This window comes from Gymnodinialimonas ulvae (assembly GCF_037543845.1).
Lineage (GTDB): Bacteria > Pseudomonadota > Alphaproteobacteria > Rhodobacterales > Rhodobacteraceae > Gymnodinialimonas > Gymnodinialimonas ulvae.
This window is the reverse complement of record NZ_JBBIFX010000002.1, coordinates 688,151-709,546: the sequence shown is the minus strand read 5'-3', so window position 1 is coordinate 709,546 and position 21,396 is coordinate 688,151. Positions and strand designations below refer to the sequence as shown.

At 61.6% G+C, this 21,396-nt stretch carries 20 protein-coding genes, 1 tRNA gene and 1 pseudogene; 9 read left to right on the top strand and 13 right to left on the bottom strand.

Annotated features, from left to right (window positions below):
* The first annotated feature begins 52 nt into the window (after positions 1–52).
* Positions 53–856, top strand: a complete 804-nt coding sequence (locus V8J83_RS13365; RefSeq protein ID WP_339986898.1) for a metallophosphoesterase family protein — start codon at positions 53–55, stop codon at positions 854–856.
* 89 nt (positions 857–945) lie between these two features.
* On the opposite strand, the gene mnhG is transcribed toward V8J83_RS13365, so the two are convergent.
* The 7 genes from mnhG to V8J83_RS13330 form a co-directional block, all read right to left on the bottom strand.
* Positions 946–1,278 carry a monovalent cation/H(+) antiporter subunit G gene (gene mnhG, locus V8J83_RS13360; RefSeq protein ID WP_339986897.1) on the bottom strand — a complete coding sequence of 111 codons (333 nt, stop codon included), beginning with the start codon at positions 1,276–1,278 and terminating at the stop codon, positions 946–948.
* Positions 1,275–1,607: an MrpF/PhaF family protein gene (locus V8J83_RS13355; RefSeq protein WP_339986896.1), complete on the bottom strand. Its 333-nt coding sequence runs from the start codon at positions 1,605–1,607 to the stop codon at positions 1,275–1,277. The genes mnhG and V8J83_RS13355 overlap by 4 nt, the downstream gene beginning before the upstream one ends.
* The gene (locus V8J83_RS13350; protein ID WP_339986895.1) at positions 1,604–2,080 is read right to left on the bottom strand and encodes a Na+/H+ antiporter subunit E; all 477 of its coding nucleotides are present in this window, start codon (positions 2,078–2,080) and stop codon (positions 1,604–1,606) included. Before V8J83_RS13350 ends, V8J83_RS13355 begins: the two co-directional genes overlap by 4 nt.
* Positions 2,081–2,150: 70 nt before the next feature.
* Positions 2,151–3,662: a Na+/H+ antiporter subunit D gene (locus V8J83_RS13345; RefSeq protein WP_339986894.1), complete on the bottom strand. Its 1,512-nt coding sequence runs from the start codon at positions 3,660–3,662 to the stop codon at positions 2,151–2,153.
* Entirely contained in the window at positions 3,659–4,075 is a 417-nt protein-coding gene (locus V8J83_RS13340) for a Na+/H+ antiporter subunit C (RefSeq protein WP_339986893.1), read from the bottom strand. Before V8J83_RS13340 ends, V8J83_RS13345 begins: the two co-directional genes overlap by 4 nt.
* Complete coding sequence (locus tag V8J83_RS13335; RefSeq protein ID WP_339986892.1) at positions 4,075–4,497, bottom strand: Na+/H+ antiporter subunit B; 423 nt, start codon at positions 4,495–4,497, stop codon at positions 4,075–4,077. The genes V8J83_RS13340 and V8J83_RS13335 overlap by 1 nt, the downstream gene beginning before the upstream one ends.
* On the bottom strand, positions 4,494–6,821 hold the full coding sequence (locus tag V8J83_RS13330; RefSeq protein ID WP_339986891.1) for a putative monovalent cation/H+ antiporter subunit A: 2,328 nt from the start codon (positions 6,819–6,821) through the stop codon (positions 4,494–4,496). The genes V8J83_RS13335 and V8J83_RS13330 overlap by 4 nt, the downstream gene beginning before the upstream one ends.
* Positions 6,822–7,363: 542 nt before the next feature.
* Here V8J83_RS13330 and V8J83_RS13325 point away from each other — a divergent pair.
* The 3 genes from V8J83_RS13325 to V8J83_RS13315 all read left to right on the top strand — a co-directional run bounded on the left by V8J83_RS13325 (position 7,364) and on the right by V8J83_RS13315 (position 10,021).
* A complete protein-coding gene (locus V8J83_RS13325; protein ID WP_339986890.1) occupies positions 7,364–8,266 on the top strand; it encodes a hydrogen peroxide-inducible genes activator in 903 nt (300 codons plus the stop codon).
* Positions 8,267–8,349: 83 nt separating this feature from the next.
* Positions 8,350–9,051, top strand: coding sequence for an Ldh family oxidoreductase (locus V8J83_RS13320; RefSeq protein ID WP_339986889.1), 702 nt, complete (start codon positions 8,350–8,352; stop codon positions 9,049–9,051).
* Between the two features lie 4 nt (positions 9,052–9,055).
* On the top strand, positions 9,056–10,021 hold the full coding sequence (locus tag V8J83_RS13315) for a LysR family transcriptional regulator (protein WP_339986888.1): 966 nt from the start codon (positions 9,056–9,058) through the stop codon (positions 10,019–10,021).
* Positions 10,022–10,403: 382 nt separating this feature from the next.
* Here V8J83_RS13315 and V8J83_RS13310 read toward each other — a convergent pair whose 3' ends face one another.
* The 3 genes from V8J83_RS13310 to V8J83_RS13300 form a co-directional block, all read right to left on the bottom strand.
* Entirely contained in the window at positions 10,404–11,564 is a 1,161-nt protein-coding gene (locus V8J83_RS13310) for a carbohydrate ABC transporter permease (RefSeq protein WP_339986887.1), read from the bottom strand.
* Between the two features lie 196 nt (positions 11,565–11,760).
* Positions 11,761–12,789 carry a carbohydrate ABC transporter permease gene (locus tag V8J83_RS13305; protein ID WP_339986886.1) on the bottom strand — a complete coding sequence of 343 codons (1,029 nt, stop codon included), beginning with the start codon at positions 12,787–12,789 and terminating at the stop codon, positions 11,761–11,763.
* Positions 12,790–12,860: 71 nt separating this feature from the next.
* Positions 12,861–14,093, bottom strand: a complete 1,233-nt coding sequence (locus V8J83_RS13300) for an ABC transporter substrate-binding protein (RefSeq protein WP_339986885.1) — start codon at positions 14,091–14,093, stop codon at positions 12,861–12,863.
* A 189-nt stretch (positions 14,094–14,282) separates the two neighbouring features.
* Here V8J83_RS13300 and V8J83_RS13295 point away from each other — a divergent pair, with 189 nt between their 5' ends.
* Positions 14,283–15,275, top strand: a complete 993-nt coding sequence (locus V8J83_RS13295; protein WP_339986884.1) for an ester cyclase — start codon at positions 14,283–14,285, stop codon at positions 15,273–15,275.
* A 6-nt stretch (positions 15,276–15,281) separates the two neighbouring features.
* On the opposite strand, the gene V8J83_RS13290 is transcribed toward V8J83_RS13295, so the two are convergent.
* Positions 15,282–15,857: a hypothetical protein gene (locus V8J83_RS13290; protein ID WP_339986883.1), complete on the bottom strand. Its 576-nt coding sequence runs from the start codon at positions 15,855–15,857 to the stop codon at positions 15,282–15,284.
* 192 nt (positions 15,858–16,049) lie between these two features.
* Between V8J83_RS13290 and V8J83_RS13285 the strand changes: the two genes are divergently transcribed.
* The 4 genes from V8J83_RS13285 (at position 16,050) to V8J83_RS13270 (ending at position 18,965) form a co-directional block, all read left to right on the top strand.
* Positions 16,050–16,745 carry a GntR family transcriptional regulator gene (locus V8J83_RS13285; RefSeq protein ID WP_339986882.1) on the top strand — a complete coding sequence of 232 codons (696 nt, stop codon included), beginning with the start codon at positions 16,050–16,052 and terminating at the stop codon, positions 16,743–16,745.
* A gap of 77 nt (positions 16,746–16,822) precedes the next feature.
* Positions 16,823–16,899: transfer RNA gene (locus V8J83_RS13280), tRNA-Met, on the top strand.
* A 326-nt stretch (positions 16,900–17,225) separates the two neighbouring features.
* Entirely contained in the window at positions 17,226–17,498 is a 273-nt protein-coding gene (locus V8J83_RS13275; protein ID WP_339986881.1) for a thermonuclease family protein, read from the top strand.
* A gap of 69 nt (positions 17,499–17,567) precedes the next feature.
* Complete coding sequence (locus tag V8J83_RS13270; RefSeq protein ID WP_339986880.1) at positions 17,568–18,965, top strand: hypothetical protein; 1,398 nt, start codon at positions 17,568–17,570, stop codon at positions 18,963–18,965.
* A 9-nt stretch (positions 18,966–18,974) separates the two neighbouring features.
* On the opposite strand, the pseudogene V8J83_RS19065 reads toward V8J83_RS13270, so the two are convergent.
* Both V8J83_RS19065 and V8J83_RS13265 read right to left on the bottom strand, forming a co-directional pair.
* Positions 18,975–19,151: pseudogene (locus tag V8J83_RS19065) on the bottom strand (hypothetical protein); the annotation flags it as partial.
* A gap of 296 nt (positions 19,152–19,447) precedes the next feature.
* Positions 19,448–21,298, bottom strand: a complete 1,851-nt coding sequence (locus tag V8J83_RS13265) for a hypothetical protein (protein WP_339986879.1) — start codon at positions 21,296–21,298, stop codon at positions 19,448–19,450.
* Between the last annotated feature and the right edge of the window lie 98 nt (positions 21,299–21,396).

Sequence of the window (21,396 nt, the reverse complement as noted above, 5' to 3'; positions counted from 1 at the left end):
GAGCCCCGCTTTCCCCCTTGCCAAAGTCCCGTCGACATCGCACCTGTAGTCCATGTTGAGGTCGGTAAAATCCCTTTGGGGGCGTAAGGGTCAGGCGGGCGTGGAGCCTGCGGTTGCGGAGGTTGAGGACCTGCCCTGCCCCGAAAGGCCGACCTATGTGATCGGCGACATCCACGGGCGCGCCGACCTTCTCGAACAGATGCTGGAACTGATCGACGCCCATATCGGCGGCACGCTTGCGAACAATCCGAAACTGGTCTTTGTGGGCGATTACATCGACCTTGGCCCAGACAGCGCCGTGGTTTTCGACCGGTTGCGCGAGTTGACGGACGCCTTCCCCGACAACGTCACCTGCCTGATGGGCAACCACGAGCGTATGTTGTTGGATTTCCTCGAAGATCCGGCAACGCGCGGGCCTCGTTGGCTGCGCGCAGGGGCGGCGGAGACGCTGCGCAGCTTTGGCGTGGCAACATCCGATCTGGAGGGCAACACCCAATACAATGCCCTGCCCGCCGCCGCCGAAATGCTGCGTCGCAGGCTTCCTGCGGGCCTGCTCGATTGGGTCAGGGCGCTGCCGCTGTCGTACCGGTCGGGCAACCTTTGGGTGGTGCATGCGGGCGCTGATCCCGGCCACGCGATGGAGGACCAGACGGCGCGTGTGATGCTTTGGGGGCATCCCGAATTTGATAGCGCGCCGCGCGGAGACGGGTTGTGGATCGCCCATGGCCACACCGAGATGGCGGCCCCGCTGGCCCTCGAAGGGCGGATTGCGACAGACACCGGGGCGTGGAACACCGGACGCTTGACCTGCTGCGCGATCCGGCCCGATGGGCGGCATGATTTCCTCCAGACCTGAGGCCGGACTGCGTTCGGGAGAATGCATATGCGTGCATCTGAACGGGGTTTGATCGCTGCGCGGCGTGGGCGCGGCCGAGGCGCGCGGTTCTAGCGCGAGAGCTTTTCCTCGGCACCCTCTTCCAGTTTGGTGTTCCAGAGCGGCACACGGGCCTTGAACGCAGCGCGCCCGATCATATGCGCGGCGACGGGCGCCGTGATCAGCAGGAACAGGATCGTCGCCACGGCGCGTGTGATCGTGCCGGTATCGGCGAAGAAGATCGCGACCGCGACGAGGATCAGGCCGGAGCCCAGGGTACCCGCCTTGGTCGAGGCGTGCATGCGGATGAGCACGTCGGGCAGGCGCAGCACGCCGAGGCCCGCGACGAAGCAGAAAAACCCGCCAAGGATCAGCAGCGCGGCCATGATGTATTCGGCGATCATGTCTCGGGCTCCTGTTTCTTGGCACCAGGGGCGGTGACGGGCGTGGAGCCGTCGTAGCGGTGCTGTCGACGTTCAACGTAGCGGGCCAGCGCCACGGTGGCGAGAAAGCCGATCACGGCGACGACGATGGCGACATCGACGAAGGCGGTCTGTTCGCTGAGGATTGCGTAGAGGCCGCAGAAGGACACGATGAGCACGGTCATCATGTCGAGGGCCACGACGCGGTCCGGCAGGCTGGGGCCTTTGACGAGGCGGATGAATCCGCCCACGACGCCGAGCATCACGAGGATGAACGACACGTCCACGGCGGTGGCAAGGATCGGGCTCATTCCATGGCCTCCTTCACGCGACGCTCGACGCCTTCCTTGATCTGACGGCGGATCTCGTCTGGATCGTCGGCAAACATGGCGTGGATATAGAGCGTTTTGCAATCCTCGGTCACATCAAGGCTGAGCGTGCCGGGGGTGAGAGAAATGTAGTTCGTCAGCACCAGGACGGTCATTTCGTCCTTCACGTCGAGGGGGACGGAGACGATGCCGGGGCGCGCCATATGCTGCGGGGTGAGCACGTCGAAGACGACCTGCACCGACGAAGCGATGAGTTCCCAAAGGAAGGTTATGATCAGGCGGATCCAGCGAAAGGTGCGTTTGAAATAGCGATCGCAGCCCGGAAAGAGCGGGCGGGTGACGAAAAGCGCGGCGGAGCCGAGCGCAAAACCCACGAGCAGGTTCGCCAGGGTGATTTCGCCGGTGAGCGCGGCCCAAGCGACGGCGAGGGCGATGTTGAGGCCGAAGATATTCATGGGCAGGCCTTCCCGTATGTGGAGGTCGGGCAGTGCATTTTCAGGGCCCAAAGATGCGGCATGTTGCATGTCATTGGCCAGCCTCCGGGCCCGTGCCGAGGACGGTCTGGACGTAGATTTCCGGGTTCAGGAGCTGTTCGGCGGAGCGGGTGGCGAATTGCACGAAGGGCTCGGGGAAAAGGCCGATGATGCAGGTCAGAAGCGCCAGCGCCGCGATGGGGGTGAGAAGGGCGGCGCGGTCTTTGGCGGGCAGGCTTGAGAGTTTCGGTTCGATCCCCGAGGGATGCGGTTTCCAGAACGCATTGCCCCAGATTTTCGTCATCGAGTAGATCGTCAGCAGGCCCACGGCCAGCGCGATGAAGGCGATGAAATAGCCGCCGTCTTCCAGTGCGGCCTTGATCAGGACGAACTTGGCCCAGAACCCCGAAAGCGGCGGGAAGCCCGCCAGCGAAAAGGCCGGGATCAGGAACAGGAGCGCCAGAAGCGGCGCGGTCTTGTAGAGGCCGCCGATCTGGCTCAGCTCGGTGGAGCCTGCGATGCGGCGCGCGACACCTGCGACGAGGAAAAGGTTGGCCTTCACGATGATATGGTGGACGAGGTAGAAGACCGCGCCGACGAGTGCGAGCGGGGTGAACAGTGCCAGGCCAAGGATCATGTAGCCGATCTGGCTGACGATGTGGAAGCTCAGGATGCGGCGGAAGTCGTTCATCGCCGCTGCGCCCAGAACGCCGGTGACCATGGTGAAGCCCGCGACCCACAAAAGGATCGTGTGGGTGTAGGCAATGTCGGTGGTGAAGACGAGCGTGAACATGCGGATCAGGGCGTAGACGCCGACCTTGGTCAGGAGCCCCGCGAAGATCGCCGAGACGGAAATGGCCGGGGTATGGTAGCTTGCCGGCAACCAGAAGAAGAGCGGGAAGACCGCCGCCTTCACCCCGAAAGCGATCATGAACATGACGGCGACGACGACGAGCAGGCCGGGGTTTTCGACCTCTTGGACCGCGCCGTGCAGGTCGGCCATGTTGAGCGTGCCGGTCATCCCGTAGAGCAGGCCCACGCCCGAGAGGAACAGGATCGTCGAGATCAGGTTCAGCGTCACGTATTTGATGCCGCCGTCGAGTTGTTGGCGGGTGCCGCCGAGGATCAGCAGGCCGAAGGACGAGATCAGCATGACCTCGAACCAGACGTAGAGGTTGAACAAGTCGCCGGTCAGAAACGCGCCGCAGACGCCCGCAAGCAGCACCTGGTAAAGCGCGTGATAGCCCAGTTGTTCCTTGCGTTCCTCGACATCGGCGAGTGCATAGACGGCGACGGCCAGCCCGGTGATCCCGGTGATCACGACCATCACGGCGCTGAGCAGGTCGGCGACGAGCGTGATCCCGAAGGGCGCGCCCCATTGGCCCATCTGCGCGGCGACGACGCCTTGGTCGAGCACCTCGATCATCAGGATGACGGAGGCGATCAGAAGTGCGGCAGAGCCGATCACCGACAGCCAGCGGCCTTCGGGGCCGTGGCGGAACAGGAACGCGAAGACGGCCGTGGCGAAGGGGATGATGATGGGGGCTGCGAGGATCCAGCTCATGATTGGGTGTCCCGCGCGATATATTGCTTTTCGGCGACCTGTTTGGCGGCGTCTGCCTTGGCCTCGGGCGGTTCGGCCAGGCGCATCTCGTCGGAGTTGAGCGTGCCGAGGTTCTGGTAGGTGCGGTAGACCAGTGTGAGGGCGAAGGCGAAGAGGCCGAAGCCGATCACGATCGCGGTCAGCACCAGCGCCTGTGGCAGGGCGTTGGCGACATCGGCAGCGGGCGCGGTGGCGCCATCGGGGATCAGCGGCGGGCTTTCCGGGGTCAGGCGACCGCCGACGAAGATCGTCAGGTTCGCGGCGTTGGAGATAAGGACGAGGCCGAAGAGGAAACGCAGGACATTGCGCGCCAGCATCAGGTGAACGGCGGCGGCGACGAGAACGCCGACCATGATCGCGACAAGCAGTTCCATCAGACTTCCTCCTCCAGCGCGAGAACGAGGGTCAGGATGGAGCCGAAGACGACGAGGTAGACGCCGATATCGAAGAACAGCACCGAGGATATCGGGAGGTAATCGCCGGTCGCGCGGTCGCCGATGAACCACCATTGGCCGGTGAAGAAGGCATCATCGAAGAACACCGGGTAAATGCCGGCGCCGAGCGAGATGCCGAGGCCGATCATGGCGATGTTCTGCGGCTCGAAGTTGAGGGCCTTGCGGCAGGCCTCGGGGCCAAGCGCGATGGCATAAAGGATAAAGCCCGTGGAGCCGATCAACCCGCCGATGAAGCCGCCGCCGGGCAGGTTGTGGCCGCGCAGGAGCATGTAGACGGAGAACAGCAGCAGAAGCGCCACCAGAAGCCGCGTGGCCGCGTTGAGGATGATGGAGTTCATCATGTGCGGTCCTCCGTGGTGCTTGGGGCGGCGGTATCGGCGTCTTCGCGGATGGTGCCGTATCTGGTGCCGCGCAGGAGCGCGTAGGCCGAAAGTGCGGCGATGACGACGACGGCGATCTCACCGAAGGTATCCAGCGCGCGGAAATCGACGAGGATCACGTTGACGATGTTGGAGCCGAAGGCCTCGTAATAGGACGTCGCGTTGAAATATTCCGTCAAGCGCAGGTCGAGATCATCTTGCAGAACGGCGACCAGCACCAGCGTCGTGACCACGCCCACGGCGATGGAGAGCATGGCGTGCACGGGGCGGTTGGGCTCGGACGTGCGCAGGCCGAGATGCGGGAGTTTGAGCATCGCGACCGCGACAAGGACCACCACGAGCGTTTCGACCAGAAGCTGCGTGATGGCGACATCGGGGGCGGAGAACATGATGAAGATCAGCGCGACGCCGATGCCAACGACGCCAAGGGCCGCAATAGCGGTCATGCGCGAGCCAGTCAGCGCGGTGAGGATCGCGCCCGAGGTGATGAACAACAGAACCGCCCAATGTTTGAAGAGCAGCCCGTCAAGCTCGGCAGTCAGGTCGAGGCGGAAGTTCAACGCATCCTGCGCCCAGAGGGTGAAGCCGGTGGTCACTGCGAAGGTTGCGAAGATGATGAACACGTAGCGCGTCAGCACGCCCGATTGCAGGTAGCGCGTCTGGAACTCGGCGGTGGCCTTGAGGCCGTCGAGGACGCGGTCCCAGCCGGGATCGAACTTGATCGGATTGGCGGTGATGATCCGTGCCAGGACCTTCCGAAGCCATCCGTGGCCGAGGTAGAGGAAGAAGCCCACGGCGAAGGTGATCATCGACAGGATGAAGGCCTCGTTCACCTCGCGGAAGAGGTAGAGGTCGACCGACACGGGCGCGCCGTAGACCGCATCGGTGGCGGGCCCGACGAGCCAGATTTCGGGGATGTCGGAATAGATCCCCAAAAAGAGCGACAGAGCGCCCAGAAGGAACGGGCCGATCCACATCGGGAGCGGGCCTTCGTGAACATCCTTGAACCGCTCGGGCAGGCGCCCGAGGAAGGGCCGCGCGACAGAGATACCGGCGGCGACGAACATCAGGACGGAGGCCGCGAAGATGGTGCCGGTGATCCAGAGCGTCGCGGTATCGGCCTCAAGGCCCGCCTTGTAGAGGAATTCCTTGCCGATGAATCCGAAGAACGGCGGGATGCCCGCCATGGAAATCGCGGCCAGCGCGCCTGCGATGAAGGTGATGGGCATCTTGCGGGCCAGACCGCGCAGGTCGGTCGCTTCGCGGGTGCCGGTTTCATGGTCGACGATGCCGATCATCAGGAAGAGCGCGGCCTTGTAGAGCGAATGCACGACGAGGAAGATCATCGCGGCCTTGATCGCATCGGAAGAGCCCGCGCCAATGAAGAGCGTGAGCGCGCCGAGGGCCATGAGGGTCGTGTAGGCCAGCACCTGTTTGATGTCGGTCTGCCGGATCGCGAGGAAGGACGCGAAGACGGTGGTGAAGCCCCCCGCGATGACCAGCGCCCAGAACCACGGCTCGGTCCCGCCCAGGGTCGGGTTCATCCGCGCCATCAGGTAGATACCCCCCTTCACCATCGTGGCGGAGTGCAGGTAGGCGGAGACCGGCGTGGGCGCGGCCATGGCGTTGGGCAGCCAGAAGTGGAACGGGAATTGCGCGGATTTGGTGAAGGCGCCCGCCAGGAACAGGACCAGGATCGCCTCGTAATGTGCGTGATCGCGGATCGCGTCGCCCATGGTGCGGATTTCGGCCAGCGAGTAGGTGCCCGCGGCCTGCCCCAGAACGATCATGCCCGCAAGAAGCGCAAGGCCGCCGGTGGCGGTGACGAGCAGCGCCTGTAGCGCGGAGCGGCGGGATTTGGCGCTGTCGGAGGTGAAGCCGATGAGCAGGTAGGAGGAGAGTGTCGTGACCTCCCAGAAGACGAACAGGGCTATGAGATTGTCGGCCAGAACGAGGCCCAACATGCCCACCATGAAGGCCATCAGATACAGGACGAAGCGCGGATATTCCGGGTGTTTGCCGAGGTAGGAGGTAGTGTAGAGCGTGACCAGCGTGCCGATGCCGGTGATCAGGAGCGCGAAGGTGAGCGACAGGCCGTCGATCAGCATCTCGATCCGGATGCCCATCGAGGGCACCCAATCAAAGCCGATCAGAGGGGTCTCGCCCGCCGCGACGGGGCCAAGGAATTGAGCAAACCACGCAAACAGGGCAGCGGGGATCAGGACCGATATCCATCCCGCCGGACCGCCCGCCAGCCGTGGCACCTCCGCGCCGCCTTTTGCCACGTCGTCTCGTCCTTCCGGTTGCCGCCGTCTGCGGGCGGCATTGATCACTCATTGGCCGGTCTGCGCCTGAAAGTGGTGCGCCGTGCGCTCAGGTCCAGACCATGTTGCACTTTTTTGCGCAACCGCCGATTTCGAAATGCCAGATAGGGCATCCAGGTCGATAGTTCAATACTAAGACAATCGCGCTGTGGATTGGTAAAGGCTATTGATTAGGGGGGAGTGCGGGCGCGGAACCGAGCTGACCACAATTCTGGCGCCACAAAACAGAAAGGGCAGCGCTCAGAGACTGACGGCAAATGCCTCTGTGCGCTGCCCGATCTTGGTCGCCCATGAAGTCTGTACACACTGGAAGGGACAACTTGCCAGGGCTCACGGGCGCACCCTCAAATGCGGCAGCGTGCCCCACCGCAATTGATTTCGAATGCTTGCACCCTAACCTATTCCGGTAGCGTCATAGTTAAAATACCTAATGACCGATAAAACCAATAGAAAAAAGCTATAGACCCGTGCGGACACAAAACCTTCCATTCACTTTGCGGCAGTTGCGATACCTGATCGCGCTGCAGGACACACATCATTTCCGCGAAGCGGCAGAGGCGTGCGGGATCTCGCAGCCGTCGCTGTCGGTCCAGATCAAGGCGCTGGAAGATGCATTGGGGCTGACGCTGGTGGAACGGGGGCGCGGCCCGGTGCGCCTGACGCAGGCCGGGCGCGAGGTCGCGGGACGCGCGCGTGACATCCACGATGCCGGGCAAGGGATCGTCGATCTGTCCGCGACGCTGCAATCGGGGATGGGCGGCACGTTGCGCCTTGGAACGTCGGCGACGCTTGGCCCCTACCTGATGCCGCATGTGGTGGGCGAGCTGCACCGCACGCACCCCGATCTGCGCCTTTATATCCGTGAGGGCGCGCCCCAATCGTTGATCCGCGAATTGAACGACGGGATGCATGATCTGATCCTGACGCAATTGCCGGTGCCGGGTGCGCGCCTGACCTCCGCGCGGCTGTTTCGCGAACCGCTTGGCGTGGCGATGCCGGTCGATCATCCGCTGGAGGCATCGTCCAACATCGAAGGACCGGAGCTGGCCGATCAGACGATCCTGTCGCTGTCGCCAAACTACGCGCTGCATGACCAGATTTCGGCGCTGTGCGTGGAGACCGGCGCGCAGATGAGCCGCGACTATGAGGGCACGTCGTTGGACGCGCTGCGGCAGATGGTGGCGATGGACATGGGGCTTACGTTCCTGCCAGCGCTCTACGTGCGGTCCGAGATCGAGGGTCGCGCGCAGGACGTGGTCGTGCGGCCGTTCCGGGGGCGGAAATTCTCGCGTTCCATCGGGTTGGTTTGGCGCACAAGCTCCGGTTCCACGCCTGCGTTTGAACGTCTGGCAAAGGCGATCCGCGACACCGCGCGGCGGTTTCCGGAACTGGTGCTGGAAGGGTAGAGGCATGGCGTAGGTCTGCCGGAGGGATCGCGTTGCCCTCTGACCCATTGACCTGACGCGCAATGGACGAAAAGACTTCTGCCATGGATGAGCTTTATGACCTGTCCGATCTTGAAATGCTCGCACAGGATTGTCTGTTGCGGGCGGGTGTTGCGTCCGCGGATGCGCGGTTGATCGCACGCGATGTCGCCCTGTCGCAGGCCGCCGGCCACACGGATTGCGGGTTCGAGGCACTCTTGCGCGACATCCGATTGCTGCGGTATGGGCGCATCCATGTCGACACCGCACCAACGGTGAGCGCACCGGCGGCGGCGGTGCTGCACGTCGATGCGGCGCACGGGTTTGCCGCCCCTGCCCTGGCGCGCGCCCTGCCCCGGCTGATTGAAATGGCGATGAGCGAGGGGCTGGCCCTCCTGCACCTCAAGCGCGCCAGCGATCCAGGTGCGATGGCCGGTGCGATGACGGATCTTGCGACCTCGGGTCTGGCCGGCCTGTCGCTTCGCCCGGAAGGCACCGCTTTTGCCATCCGGCCCACGGCGCAGCGGATCACGCCGCTGGACCAGAAAGACGAAACCATGCTCTCGGCGCTCTTGTCGCTGGCTCCGGAGGCGGCGGATTCACCGCTGGACGGGCCGGTGGCACACAAAGGCTGGATCGCCGCGCTGAACCCCGAGATGACCGCCGCCGAGGCGTTGCTGGAGGCGCTACCTCAGACGGGTGCGGTGCCGAAGCGCGGCGCGGTGTCAGTCGCCCCGGAGCTTCTGGCGCAGATCGTGAACGCCTGACGCGATGCCGGCGCCGCTTCTCAAAGGTCTGACGCTGCGCGGGCTGGAGGTGTTCGAGGCCCTGGCACGCACCGGATCGGTTGCGGCCACGGCGGCGGAATTGGGGATGAGCGCGCCCGCCGTCAGCCAACAGATGAAGAACCTCAGCGCCGCGTTGGGCGCGGATCTGGTGGATGCGTCGCGTCGGCCGATGACGCTGACGCCTGCGGGGCGGATATTTCTGGATCAGGTGAAGGCGGCGCTGAAGGCGCTACGCTCGGGGCAGCGCGACCTCACGGCGCTGGATCTGAGCGGGCTTTCGACGCTGTCGCTAGGCGTGATCGAGGATTTCGAGAACGAGGTGACCCCGCTTCTGGCGACGCGGCTGGCCGATGCGATGAGCCATTGCGCCTTCGTGCTGCGCACCGCGCCGAGCCACCTTCTCAACGCGCGGATCGGGAGCCGGGAGTTGGACATGGTGATCGCGGCGGCCGGGCGCGCGGCGCCTGCCGGGACCGTCGCGCTGCCGTTGTTGGAGGACCCCTATATCCTCGCGGTGCCACGCGGAACAGATGTGAGCCAGGGCTTGGCGGGTCTGGCGGATTTGCCGCTGCTGCGCCGGGATATGGAACAGATCATGGGGGCGCAGATCGAGGCGTGGCTGACGCGGGGCAGGGCGGTGCCGCTCAGGCGGTTCGAGATGGACAGCAATCAATCCATCTCCGCGATGGTGGCGGCGGGGCAAGGCTGGACGATCACGACGCCTTTGTCGCTGCTGCGAGGCGGGCGGTTCGCGGGCGGGATCGACGCGCATCCGCTGCCGGGCGCGGCGATGGCGCGGCAGATCGTGCTTTATGCGACGTCGGATTGGTCGGGGGGTATTCCGGAGCAGATCGCAGCGCTGGCGCGGGAGTTGATCGGGCAGCATTTCTGGGAGCCGGGGCAGGAGCAGATGCCGTGGCTGGGAGAGAGCTTTCGGGTGCTGGGGTGAGCGGTTGCAAGGTTGCAACCGGGGGTCAAGCTTCTGTTTTCGTGATGAAAAGGCGATCTTGTTAACGTTTCGTTAAGCATGATGTTCGCAGCCTGATCCATCGCAGACACCAGCGGATGAAAGGTCCACTGGACCTTTTGTCGGGCGCGTTGCGCCCGGTCAGCCTACCCGGGGCTCCGCCCGTGAATTGACCGAAAGGTCCATTGGACTTTTCGCCCACGTAAACGCGGGTCCGTCAGCCGGGGCTCCGCCCGTGAATTGACCGAAAGGTCCACTGGACCTTTCGCCCGCGTAAACGCGGGTCCGTCAGCCGGGGCTCCGCCCGTGAATTGACCGAAAGGTCCACTGGACCTTTCGCCCGCGTAAACGCGGGTCCGTCAATTCACCCCTTTACAGCCCCTGCCGTCAGCCCGCTCACAATCTGGCGCTGGAACACCATCACCAAAAGGAACAGCGGCGCGATGATCGAGACGGCGGCGGCGACCGCGACGACCTGATCCGTCGTGGTGGTCTCGCGGTTGAAGAAGCCCGCGATGGCGGGAACCATGGTCTGGTTTGTGCCATCCAGAAGCAACGCGGTGATCAGGTAATCGTTGTAAGCCAACAGGAACGAAAACAGCCCCGTGGTGATGACGCCCGGCCACATCACCGGCATAATGACCCAGCGGAACGCCTGAAAATGGGTGCAGCCGTCGACGCGGGCGGCCTCGTCCAACTCATTGGGGATGTTCTGGAAGAACGAGCGCAGCATCCAGATCGTGAAGGGCTGGTTGATCGAGACCAGCACGGCGATCACGGCCAGCGGCTGGCCATAGAGCGTCGGGGCGTTTTCGCCGAGCCACGGGCGCAGGATTTCGGCGGAATTCACGAAGACCGGCAAATAGCCCGCCAGCAGGACGGAATGCGGCAGGGCACGGAAGATCAGCGCCACGATCAGGATCCAGAAGGCGATGTTGGAGCCCGACCGCGCAAGGCCGTAGCCCGCCAACGTGCCGATGGTCAGCGAGATGGTGACGGTGCCGCCGGTGACGATCAGCGAGTTGACGAAATTGTTGTAGAAGCCGCGTTCGACCCAGATCGTTTGATAATGCTCGGTCGTCAGGCCCACGATGGGCGTGCCGAGGGGGCCGAGGATCGGGTTCAGGAGGCCCAGGATCGCGGGAAGGATCAGGAAAAAGGCGAAGATGAAGGCCACGCCATAGGCCATCGCGCCGATGATCCACCCGGCCCAGACCTGGCCCTTGGGCGACCAGTCGGTGACGCGGCGGGGCAGCCATGTGAAGGCGAGTTTGATCGCGAAGAACAGGACGACGAGGCCGAGGATGAGGTCGAGCGCCGACAGGCCGTTGCCCCGGTCACGGGTCGCGGGGCCGAGGATCACGTCGAACGGGTTGGCCGCGAAGGCGTCCACCGGTGACTTGAAGCTCATCAGGGTGATCCAGACGATCGGGAAGGAGGCCAGCAGGCACCAGAAAGCGAGGAAGCTGGCGGAGCCGATGCGCAGGCCGAGGGGTTGGCGCATGGCGCGGGGGGTGTCGCTCATGGCTGGGTCCTCGCTATCATTTTGACCGGCATTGCAGTTGCAGAGGGCAGCGCGCGACCCTTGGAGGGGCGTGAAGCGCTCTCCCGGCGGGAGGATCGGGCGCTACCCGGTGGCGGGGCCAACGGGCGGATCAACGGCAACCGGGGGCGCTCAATGGCAAGGGCGCTATTGCCTTTTGAAAACAGGGCCAAACCCATCAATGCGACCCTCCCTTGTGGTCGCGCCAGGTGCGGCGCAGGAGCGGGATCAGCAGGATCACGATCCCCACCATCGTCAGCATCGACGAGGCCGAGGCCCGCGAGAAGGCGCGGTTGCCGGCATCGTCGGGCTGCAGGAAGTCGAAGGTCAGATATTGCAGCGAGATCACATGGGCCTGCGCGCGGAAGCCGACGATTTCGTCAAAGACGCGGTAGCTGTCCATCAGGTGGATCAAAGCGATGAAGACGATCAGCGGCATGAGGTGCGGGATCACGACGTATTTCAGGCGATCCCAGCGGGTCGCGCCGTCGATGATGGCCGATTCCAGCGTGTCCTGGTTCACGGTCTGAAGGCCCGCGTAGAAGATCACGAAGGCGAAAGGCGCCACGTGCCAGACGCGGTAGAAGAGCATGAGCAATTCGATGGTCCAGGCCTGCGCGAACATGGCGATGTCGCGGTCGAGCCAGGCCTCGATCCCGCGGGTCAGGATGCCGTCGCCGACAAACAGCCAATAGATCGAGAGCGAGCCGATGACCGGCGTGATGATGAACGGCAGGAGCGAGACGAAGATGATCGGGCCGCGGATCGATTTCGCGGCGTTGTTGACGGCCAAAGCGATGGCAAGGCCCACGCCGATCACCAGTGGCAGGGTGATGAAGGTGAACATCAATGTGAAACGCAGCGCGGCCCAGAAGTCGATTTGCATCAACGCGCCGTAGTTGAGCGAGGTGATCGCGTCCCAGGCGCGTTGCGGCTCCAGCACGCGTTCGTAGGAGAGCCAGCCGACCCATTCGGTGGTGGTCAGCATCTCGCCGGTGTCTTCGTCGAGGACGGGAACGGTGCGGATCTCGGTGGTGCAGGTCTGCGCGAGGAAACCCGCGGTGCAGCTTTCGACCTCGACCGTTTCCATGATCGGCTGCGTGACCTGAAACGAGCCCACCAGCACGGCATAAAGCGGCAGGGCGATGAACAGCAGCATCAGGAACAGGGAGGGTCCGACGAACCAGATGAAGGTCTTGAATTTCATGATGGTCTGGCCCCCGGTCGGTGGTGTTGGTCAGGGCGTTGTGCCGCCCTGACCGGTGGTTTTCGTATCGCTTACTCCAGCAAGCCCGCTTCCTGCGCGGCGACCGTGTAGGAGGCCTCAACCGCGGCAAGCGCTTCTTCGGCGGAAACGTCGCCGGTGAAGAACGCGGGCAATTCGTTGCCCAGGGCCGTGTGCATCAGGCCCATCTGCGTGGTCGAGGGATAGGCCGGGGGCGCGGGGGTGGCGGTGGCCGAAGCAATGGCGCCTGCGGACATGTCGTTGGGCTCGTAGCCTTCGATCAGCCAGATGGCCGCGTCGGGGGCGGCGGCAACGGTTTCGCTGTCGATACCGGCCATCGCGGTGCGGAACGCCATTTCGGCTTCCTCGTCCGAGATGTTGGCGGCGATGACGATGCCGTCCCACCACAGGGTCGTGGCCGGTGCGCCACCATCCATCGCCGTCGGTGCCGCAGAGGTGGCGACGAGGCCCACGACCTGGCTTTCGGCTTCATCGTTCATCGCGCCCGCGCGGCTGGCCCAGAGGTTCGACATCGCGATCGAGCCCTGCTGGAACTGCTGCTGCACGTAGGTGCTGTCGGAGACGAGGAATTCGGGGTCCATGTATTCGGTCAGGCGCATCATCATGTCGAGGGCGGCAAGACCTTCCTCGGAATTGACGCCGGGGGTGTTGTCGTCATTGACGAGCGTGCCACCAAAGCCGCCGTACATGTTGACGAATTCCTGCGCGATGTTCCAGCCGGCCATCATCGTGGCGCCAAGCGGGTAATCGACGACATCGGCTTCGCGGATGGTTTCGGCGGCGGTCAGGACCTCGTCCCAGGTGGTGGGGGTCTCGATGCCCAGATCGGACAGGATGTCGGAGCGGTACATCAGGTGCTGCACGTTGACCATCATCGCGACGGCCATGGTCTGCCCATCGACCTGGATCAGCTGGTTCGGTGTCAGCTGGCCGCCGTATTCGGCGATCAGGTCATCCAGCGGACGGATCGTGCCCTGGTTCAGAAGCGGTGTGATGGTACCGTTCGAGACGCCGCCGATCTGATAGAGCGACGGGTTGGCGGCGAAGCCTTCGGGCTGCTTGGTGCGGAATTCCTGGTCCAGCTCGGGCGAGAAGTTCCCGCAGGCGGCCATGCCGTCGGTGGCGGCGACCCAGGCTTCGAACGCAGCCGAAAGCATGGTGATTTCAGTGGTGTTCTCAAAATCGCAGGTGGCGTGACCGTCGGCGTAGGCGGCGGTGGCCGCGACGCTGACCGCGCCTGCGAGGGCAAGGCGTTTGACGAACATTTGGTATCTCCCTGTTATGTCCTTGGTCCCGGTATTCCGGTGACCCGTTCATCTTTTCACAATCCAGACCTCCGAAAAGGCCCGATTACGACCCAATGTGCCCAATTTGCATAGGTTTGCAATATTTGCCTTTTGCCAAGTTGCGCGCTCTGGCACAGAAACGGGCGAAGATTTCACACGAGGTGCGCCATGATCGACCCCCGCAACCTGCTGCGCAGCGGATTGGCCGCGCTCTTTACCGCGACAAATAAAGAGGTTGCGCCGCTTACCGCCGCGCTTTTCGCACCCGACGCCGAGGTTCATGTGTCGGACCCCGTTGGCCTGCTGCGCGGGCGTGATGCCATCGCCGATGGGCTTATCACGCCGATCCGAGCCGCGTTCAGCGCGCCGCGCAGGCGGGATCTTATGGTGATCGGCGGCCAGAATCGCCGCGATTACGGTGGCGATTGGGTGGCGTGCGTCACCCATGTGACCGGCCTGTTCACCGCACCGCTGTGGGGCATCGCGCCCTCGGGCAAGCTGGCCTACCTGCGGATCGGGGAATTCTGGCGTGTCGAGAACGGTCGCGTCACAGAGGCGCGGATCATCATCGACCTTCTGGACCTGCTGCATCAATGTGGGCGCTGGCCGCTGACCGAGGCACATTACGGCGCGCCGATCACCTTCCCCGCGCCCGCCACGCAAGACGGGCTCTGCCCAGCAGATCGCACGGAAGGCCCCGCGTCACTTGACGTGGTGGAGGCGATGTTGGGCGCGCTGCATGTCTACAACCCCGACACGTTCGGATCGGAGGGTCAGGTGGGCGCGGGCGGCACATGGGCCCCGGATTTCGCATGGTACGGGCCGGGCGGGATCGGGTCGACGGTGACATGGCCCGGCTTCGTCGATCACCACCGCGCGCAGTTTCTGGAGGCGTTCCCGGATCGCAAGGGCGGCAACCATTATTGCCGCATCGGTGACGGGGATTACGCGGCCGTGTCGGGTTGGCCGTCGATGACGATGACGCACCGGGCGACGTATCTGGGCGTGCCTGCGACCGACCGCGCGCTGACTTTGCGGGTGATGGATTTCTACCGCTGCGAGGCCGGGTTGATCGCGGAAAACTGGGTGCTTCTGGATTACATCGACCTGCTGCGACAGATGGATGTCGATGTGATTGCGCAGGCGGCGGCCCTTGGCTAAGCGGCGCTAGGCCCCGGGCCCGCCAAGCGGCAGAACCTGCCAGCGTCGGCGGCCGATCACCGGACCGCTGAGCGGCTGGCCCGAGAGGTGATAACCCGCGCGCCGGGCGGCGGCATCAAGCGCCGCCAACACCTCGGGCGGGTCGGCGGCGAGGGCCAGGATCGGAAACGTGACGCTGCGGTGCCCGGCGATGTCCAACCGGTAGTAAGACGCCCCGCGCGACAGGCTGACCATGGTCACCTGCATGAGGTCCGACCATTGCGCGCGCGTCGGTCTGCGCGCATGCAAACCCCTGATCTCGAGGGTGAAACCCCGGTCCGTCAAATGCAGGCTGGCGCGGCTCCACGGCGCGTACCAGAGCGCGATCGCCATCAGCGCGAAGAGCCCCGTGATCCCCAACATGCCCGCCACAACCCACCAATCGTTCGGGTGAACCGAGCCCGAGCGCGACAGCAGCAGGTAAAGGTCGATGGTCAGATAGATCATCATCCCGAAACCGATCACCGGCAGCACCACATAGGGCCAGACCGTGCCGTTTTTCGGCGGACCCAGACGGATGTCGGAGGGGTACGAGTGCATCATGCGCGGCGGTCTAGCACCGGGGTCGCGCGGTTCTTTGGCGTGGATCGGGCGCAATTGCGGCAGGGGCAGGCGCGCACACAGTTCGCGGGACGAGGGCGTTGCAAGGCGCGCATAGCAGCCGCGACGAGACGCCCGTTGTGTAAAATGCTGCGATGCGGCATAACTGTTATGGTAGAATAGAAAGGTCCAGATATGGCCCGCGTTCCCTTATACAAGACCGCCGAATCCGAGATGGTCGCCCGCATCGAACGTGGCGATTGGGAGATCGGGCGCCGCCTTCCCAATGAGTTCGAATTGGCCGCTGAGTTCGGCGTCAGTCAGGGGACGATGCGGCGCGCATTGATCACGCTGGAGGGCAACGGTTACCTCAACCGCAAGCCCGGGCGCGGCACATTGGTCGCCGCCAAGGCCCCCACGTCGCCCACAGCCGCCGCCGACGCACCGTCGCCGGTGCTGTGCGGGGCGGATGGTGCGCCGCTAGCTCTGGACCCGTTCCGCGGGCGCAGCGCGACACGCGCCGCGACACCGCAGGAAGCCGAAACCATGGGCTGCGAGCGGGTCGCAGTGCTGGAGCGGACGTTGAAACATCGCGGATCGCGCGCGGCGCTGGAAGCACTGGCCGTGCCCGCGACGCTGGTCCCGGCGCTCGACGAGGATGCCCCGGCGGAACTGGCCGCATCGCTGCGCCACCATGGGCTGGCGCCGGTGCGCCTGCGTGCCGATGCCCGCGCCGAGGTCACCGACATGGCGCAATCGGTCGCGCTGTCGGTGGATCGCCATACCGCGCTTCTGGTGGTGCGGCTGGCCGCCTATGATGCCACTGACCGGGTGATCGGACGCCAGATCCTGCGCGTGGCTGTCGAAGACGCGCGGCTTGCCTATTTGTGAGGGGCCAAGCGCGGGCGGGGCGTTGCGATTTTCGTATTGACGCACCGCGCGCGCTCGCATACCCACCGCGCCATCGTGGCGGAGTAGCTCAGTTGGTTAGAGCAGCGGAATCATAATCCGCGTGTCGGGGGTTCAAGTCCCTCCTCCGCTACCAATACAATTCTGAAAATACATGTATATCAGATATTTAGGTGAAGCCCTACTCACCTGTCCCACCATTTGCCCCACCATCAGGATTGATTTCAGCCCATCTTGGCGCGTCCCGTTCGAATGGATAGACTTCAAAAGCAAGCCTTGTTCGAGACTCGGCTCTCAGTCGCATACTAAGGAAATGTCATGCCTAACCCACTTTCCTTTGGAGTGCTCCTCTGTCTCGCTCTTGTGACAGCCCCCGCAAGCTCAGCTTCTGCAATCGAGATGTGTCCGAGAAGTGATCGGTATACGTGTGTCGTTGATGGAGACACGCTTTGGCTGGATGGGGTGAATTACCGTATAGAAGGTTACGATACACCTGAGGAACACACCAATGTCTGTGGCGGCTTTGAAGAAATCGACTTGGCGCGCGCCGCTACGCGTCGTTTCCTTGACCTTCTTAACCAAAACGAGTGGGTATTGCAGCCACTTGGCGAAGCCGACCGTTACGGAAGGGTGCTGGCGAACATCTTCATCGACGGCGAAGACGTAGGCGATATTCTGGTTCGGGAAGGATTGGCGCGCTACTGGCCAGATGGGCCTGAGTTCTGGTGCCAATAGGTCTACGAAAACGCCTCAGGAAAATGGCGAGGCATCACAGACAATTTTAGAATTGGGGATGCTCCTAGAATGAGGAAACTAACGTACCGCCTTGCAAAAATTACGCTGCAATTCCTATCGCTGTGCAGTTTACTAGTGGCTCTTACTCCGCTGGATATTAGCGCCGCTGAAATCGAGTTGCACAGTAGCGGACCGTGCAACTTCTCGATGACCGGCCCGATTTCTCAAGGTGACTATGCACAGCTAGTGGAGATGCGGGATGAAGTCATAATCCGCAACCAGATGGGGTGGACCGAAGGAACTCGCGTCTGCCTCGATAGCGAGGGGGGCAGCGTCTATGAAGGCGTTCGCATTGCCCGTTTTTTCTACGAAGAAGGCGTTTCGACCTACGTTGCATCTGGCGAAATATGCCTCTCCATTTGTGGTGTTATGTTCATGATGGGAACGATTAGGGGCGACGAGATAGCAAGGCCCGAACGCACCCTTCATGTGGGAGGTTTATTGGGATTTCATCGACTATACTCCACGATGGACGACGCTGAACTTTTCACATCTGGAGAGATGAATGAAATGTTCAATTTTGGAGTGGAAAGCGTTTTTGAAATCTTGGAACTGGCTAACCTCCGAAGCCCAAGCGGCCCGGGCCGCATGCTGCATCCCGACCTCTTGCAACTTATGCTGGAAACACCGCCAAATGACATGGAATTTATCGACACGGTCGAAGAAGTTGTATCGTTCAATATCCGTCTAGAAGGCGTTACACCCGTTCGTACACCCGACGCGTTCAACTACAATGCTGCATGTGAAAACGCCATTGGAGCTCTGACCATTCGGCCCAGCATGTATTATTCTGGTGGAGTTATGTCTGAGGAGATTTTTTCCTTAGCCCCTCTGCCACAATACAGCGTCAGCACAACGCTGGAAAGCGAGACAGACGTGATAAATGGAGAGCCAGCATACCGGGTTCGCACTCAGCGTAGCGGCTACTATGGGTCAGGTTGCGCAGTGCGCTCCACGGTTAACGTCTACGAAGACCATCGCAGCGTATCGCTATGCGGCTATGATGAGAGAAGCTACACCCAAATCGGCGATTGCGAAGGCGCATTGAGGGCTTGGCCGGAGATCATCTTTCATCACCCCGCGACAGATATTGCCCTGCTGGCCTACGATTCAGGCCGATCCTTCGATGCCGCACGAAGAACCACTTGCATATTGCAAGACGCTCCGGAGGATTGCATTCAACTCGCTGCAATCAGAATAGACCGTGAGACCCACTTGCTGGAGCATACCTTTTTGACGGAATCCGGCGCGTCAGTAATCGTAAGCGTTTGGGCGGATAGACATGATGGTAGCCTCGGCAACGTCTTGCTGAATGGTGAACCTGCGGAAACGCTGATTTCTTCAGCTATGGGTATATCCTGCGTGCAACCACTCAATGGAGAGACTTCTTTTTGCATCAATCAATAGGGCTGCGTTTCAATTTTCTGTTGGGTCACGCAGCTTTTTATTCGTGGAATGCTCATCCCACCTTCGCCTTTGCGCTTCCTCGATGCGCGCTCGCCCCTGATCTGTCTTCGGGCCGGAAGAGATCCTTCGGTGATTTTGGCACCGGTTCCGCCCCTCTTCAGACTTACGTCGACAAGGTGTGCCGTCGCACGTTTTGGCTCAACACATGCGGCCTCCAACTTAATGACTTCCCTAGAACCGCTTTGCGTGAACTTTCCGCGCTCAGAGGGCGGCAAAGCTGCATTCTGGAATATGTCCTGTTCGATGCGGTGAATGAGATCAAGTGTTTGCTTTAGGTCTGGATCCGCCAAGACCCCATGACGCAATGGAGCTGCACGTTTAGCACCCACCATCTGAACTGAGTTTGCAAACCCAATCGACACGCTGGAGCGCTAAAGCTTGGCACGTGATTAATGGACCAATGGCAAGGTAGAATGTACCAGCTAGCGGACTTTTTTGTTCACCATCTTGCGACGCTTGGCCAACCGTTTTGCCACGCCGTTTAGGTTTTTTTTACTTTTTGGCTGTGGCTTCACTGGCTGTGTACTCGTAAGCTTCCACGCTCTCGAATCTTGACTCACTCTCCCATCGATAGTCTGCTGACCCTTCTCGGGCATTGACGTTAGAGTTACTAGCACGCCTCTGGCACCATCTTTGAATGGCATGTGAATTGGCGTTTGGCCAAAAGGACTAGCAAAGAATGCCACCGCTTGTTGGGGTTCGAACATCTGAGTTTGGTTTGAACGTTCGACGAGGCCAAAGCAAGTAAGGGTAAGGACCGAGCTACCGGGATCATCACTCAGTGTGGATGCGTATCTTGCCGACCATCGGCTGGGGATCTGCGGGCCATCCATCAACAGGACAAAGACGAGGTTTGGAGCGATACTTCTAAGAACCTCGTGACATGGTTCACTTCTGGCCAAATCTTCACAAATCAAAGCCGAGAAGAGGGAGCTTTTCCGGAAGGGATGAAAATGGAGCTCGCGTTGACCGATGTTGTGAGATTCCCACCAATTCGCCCTCGGATCTAGTGTGGATGTTAGAGCGTATGTTTCCAATTGATTTGCCGACAACATCCAGCGATGGTGCTTCTTCCTGCTACTGATCACCGCCCGCGGGCCTTGCCCAAAGTCATGCCATACAGTCGTCAGAACATAGTTACCTGGACCATCTGTTTCCGGATCACAATTGTCACTTGATCCAGCAATTACAAATTCCAGAGCCGGTTCTAGCTTCTTTAGCTCCGTGCATAATTTGCCGAACGTATGGAAATCCAATGAGCTTTCTGGAAACACCACGACGTTGACATTCTCAACATCCTCTTTGGCCGACTTCATCAAGCGAACAGCGAGATCACAAATGTCAGATTCGTTCAGCCAGTCCTGACGCAGTTCAAAATTTCCCCATTCGCTTCTCGCGTCAGACTTATCTCCGCCTCGCAGGCTGTCTTGGGCTTGGTGCGTCGGCTTGAATGACTTCGCTTTTAACTCATAAGGAAATGGTATGATGAGGATGTCGACAGGCATGGCGTCGTCCTCGACCAACTCTCTTGGTGGCATATGCCAATGGCAACGTGAAGCACCCACTTTAGGCAACATGGTCAAATTACGACTAAAGTTTCTGTGGGAGCAGCCAGCCACTGAAAGCCGGCTTTTTGGGAACACGTTTACGACATTTTGATCTGCTTGAAATCCAAACGTGGCACCGCTGCCATGCGAGCGCAGGTACGCCATATCATCGGACCAATTTGTCTCGCTCGAAGGTCCATATTGCACGGTCCGGACTTGCTTCAGGTCAACTGCTTTTTTGAAGTAGGGGTCGTCTGCAGCTTCCGGCGCACCGAACCGTTCAGAAGCTTCATCGGCAATTATGAGTAGCTTTAGCGCCGTTTTCCACCAAGCAGGGGTTGATCGATTTCGTAGTGGTAGTCTTATTGGCTCTGGACCTTCCGCCAAGAGCTCGCCCCAAAGTTTTTCGACACCTTCAGGCGTGGCCACTGTGTGTAGGTCACTGTGCAAAGCGATCCACTCTTTTGCCAAGCTAACACACTCACTTCGGTCGTCTTTCTTCAAACTGAACCAAGGCTGCTCGTCATTGTCATCAGCGCCATCCGGGTCCGGGTCGAAGTGTGAAAACGCGCTGCTTGTATCCAGCAGTATTGCTGCAACAGCAAAGAGGTCCGTTGGGATTGGCGGTGACACCGACCAGCGAGTTTCGTCGGAGTCACTCTCATTTTGGACTAAGTTGGACGGTGCTGTTGACTCTGGGAAGACAAGCTTGATGTAATCGAACACTGTGGTTGGCATGGGTAAGGGCTTGCCTTTTTTGGACTTCGATCAGCGGATTGGCGCCTAGATACGCACAGTTTGTTGCTCAGACAAACGGAAAAAGG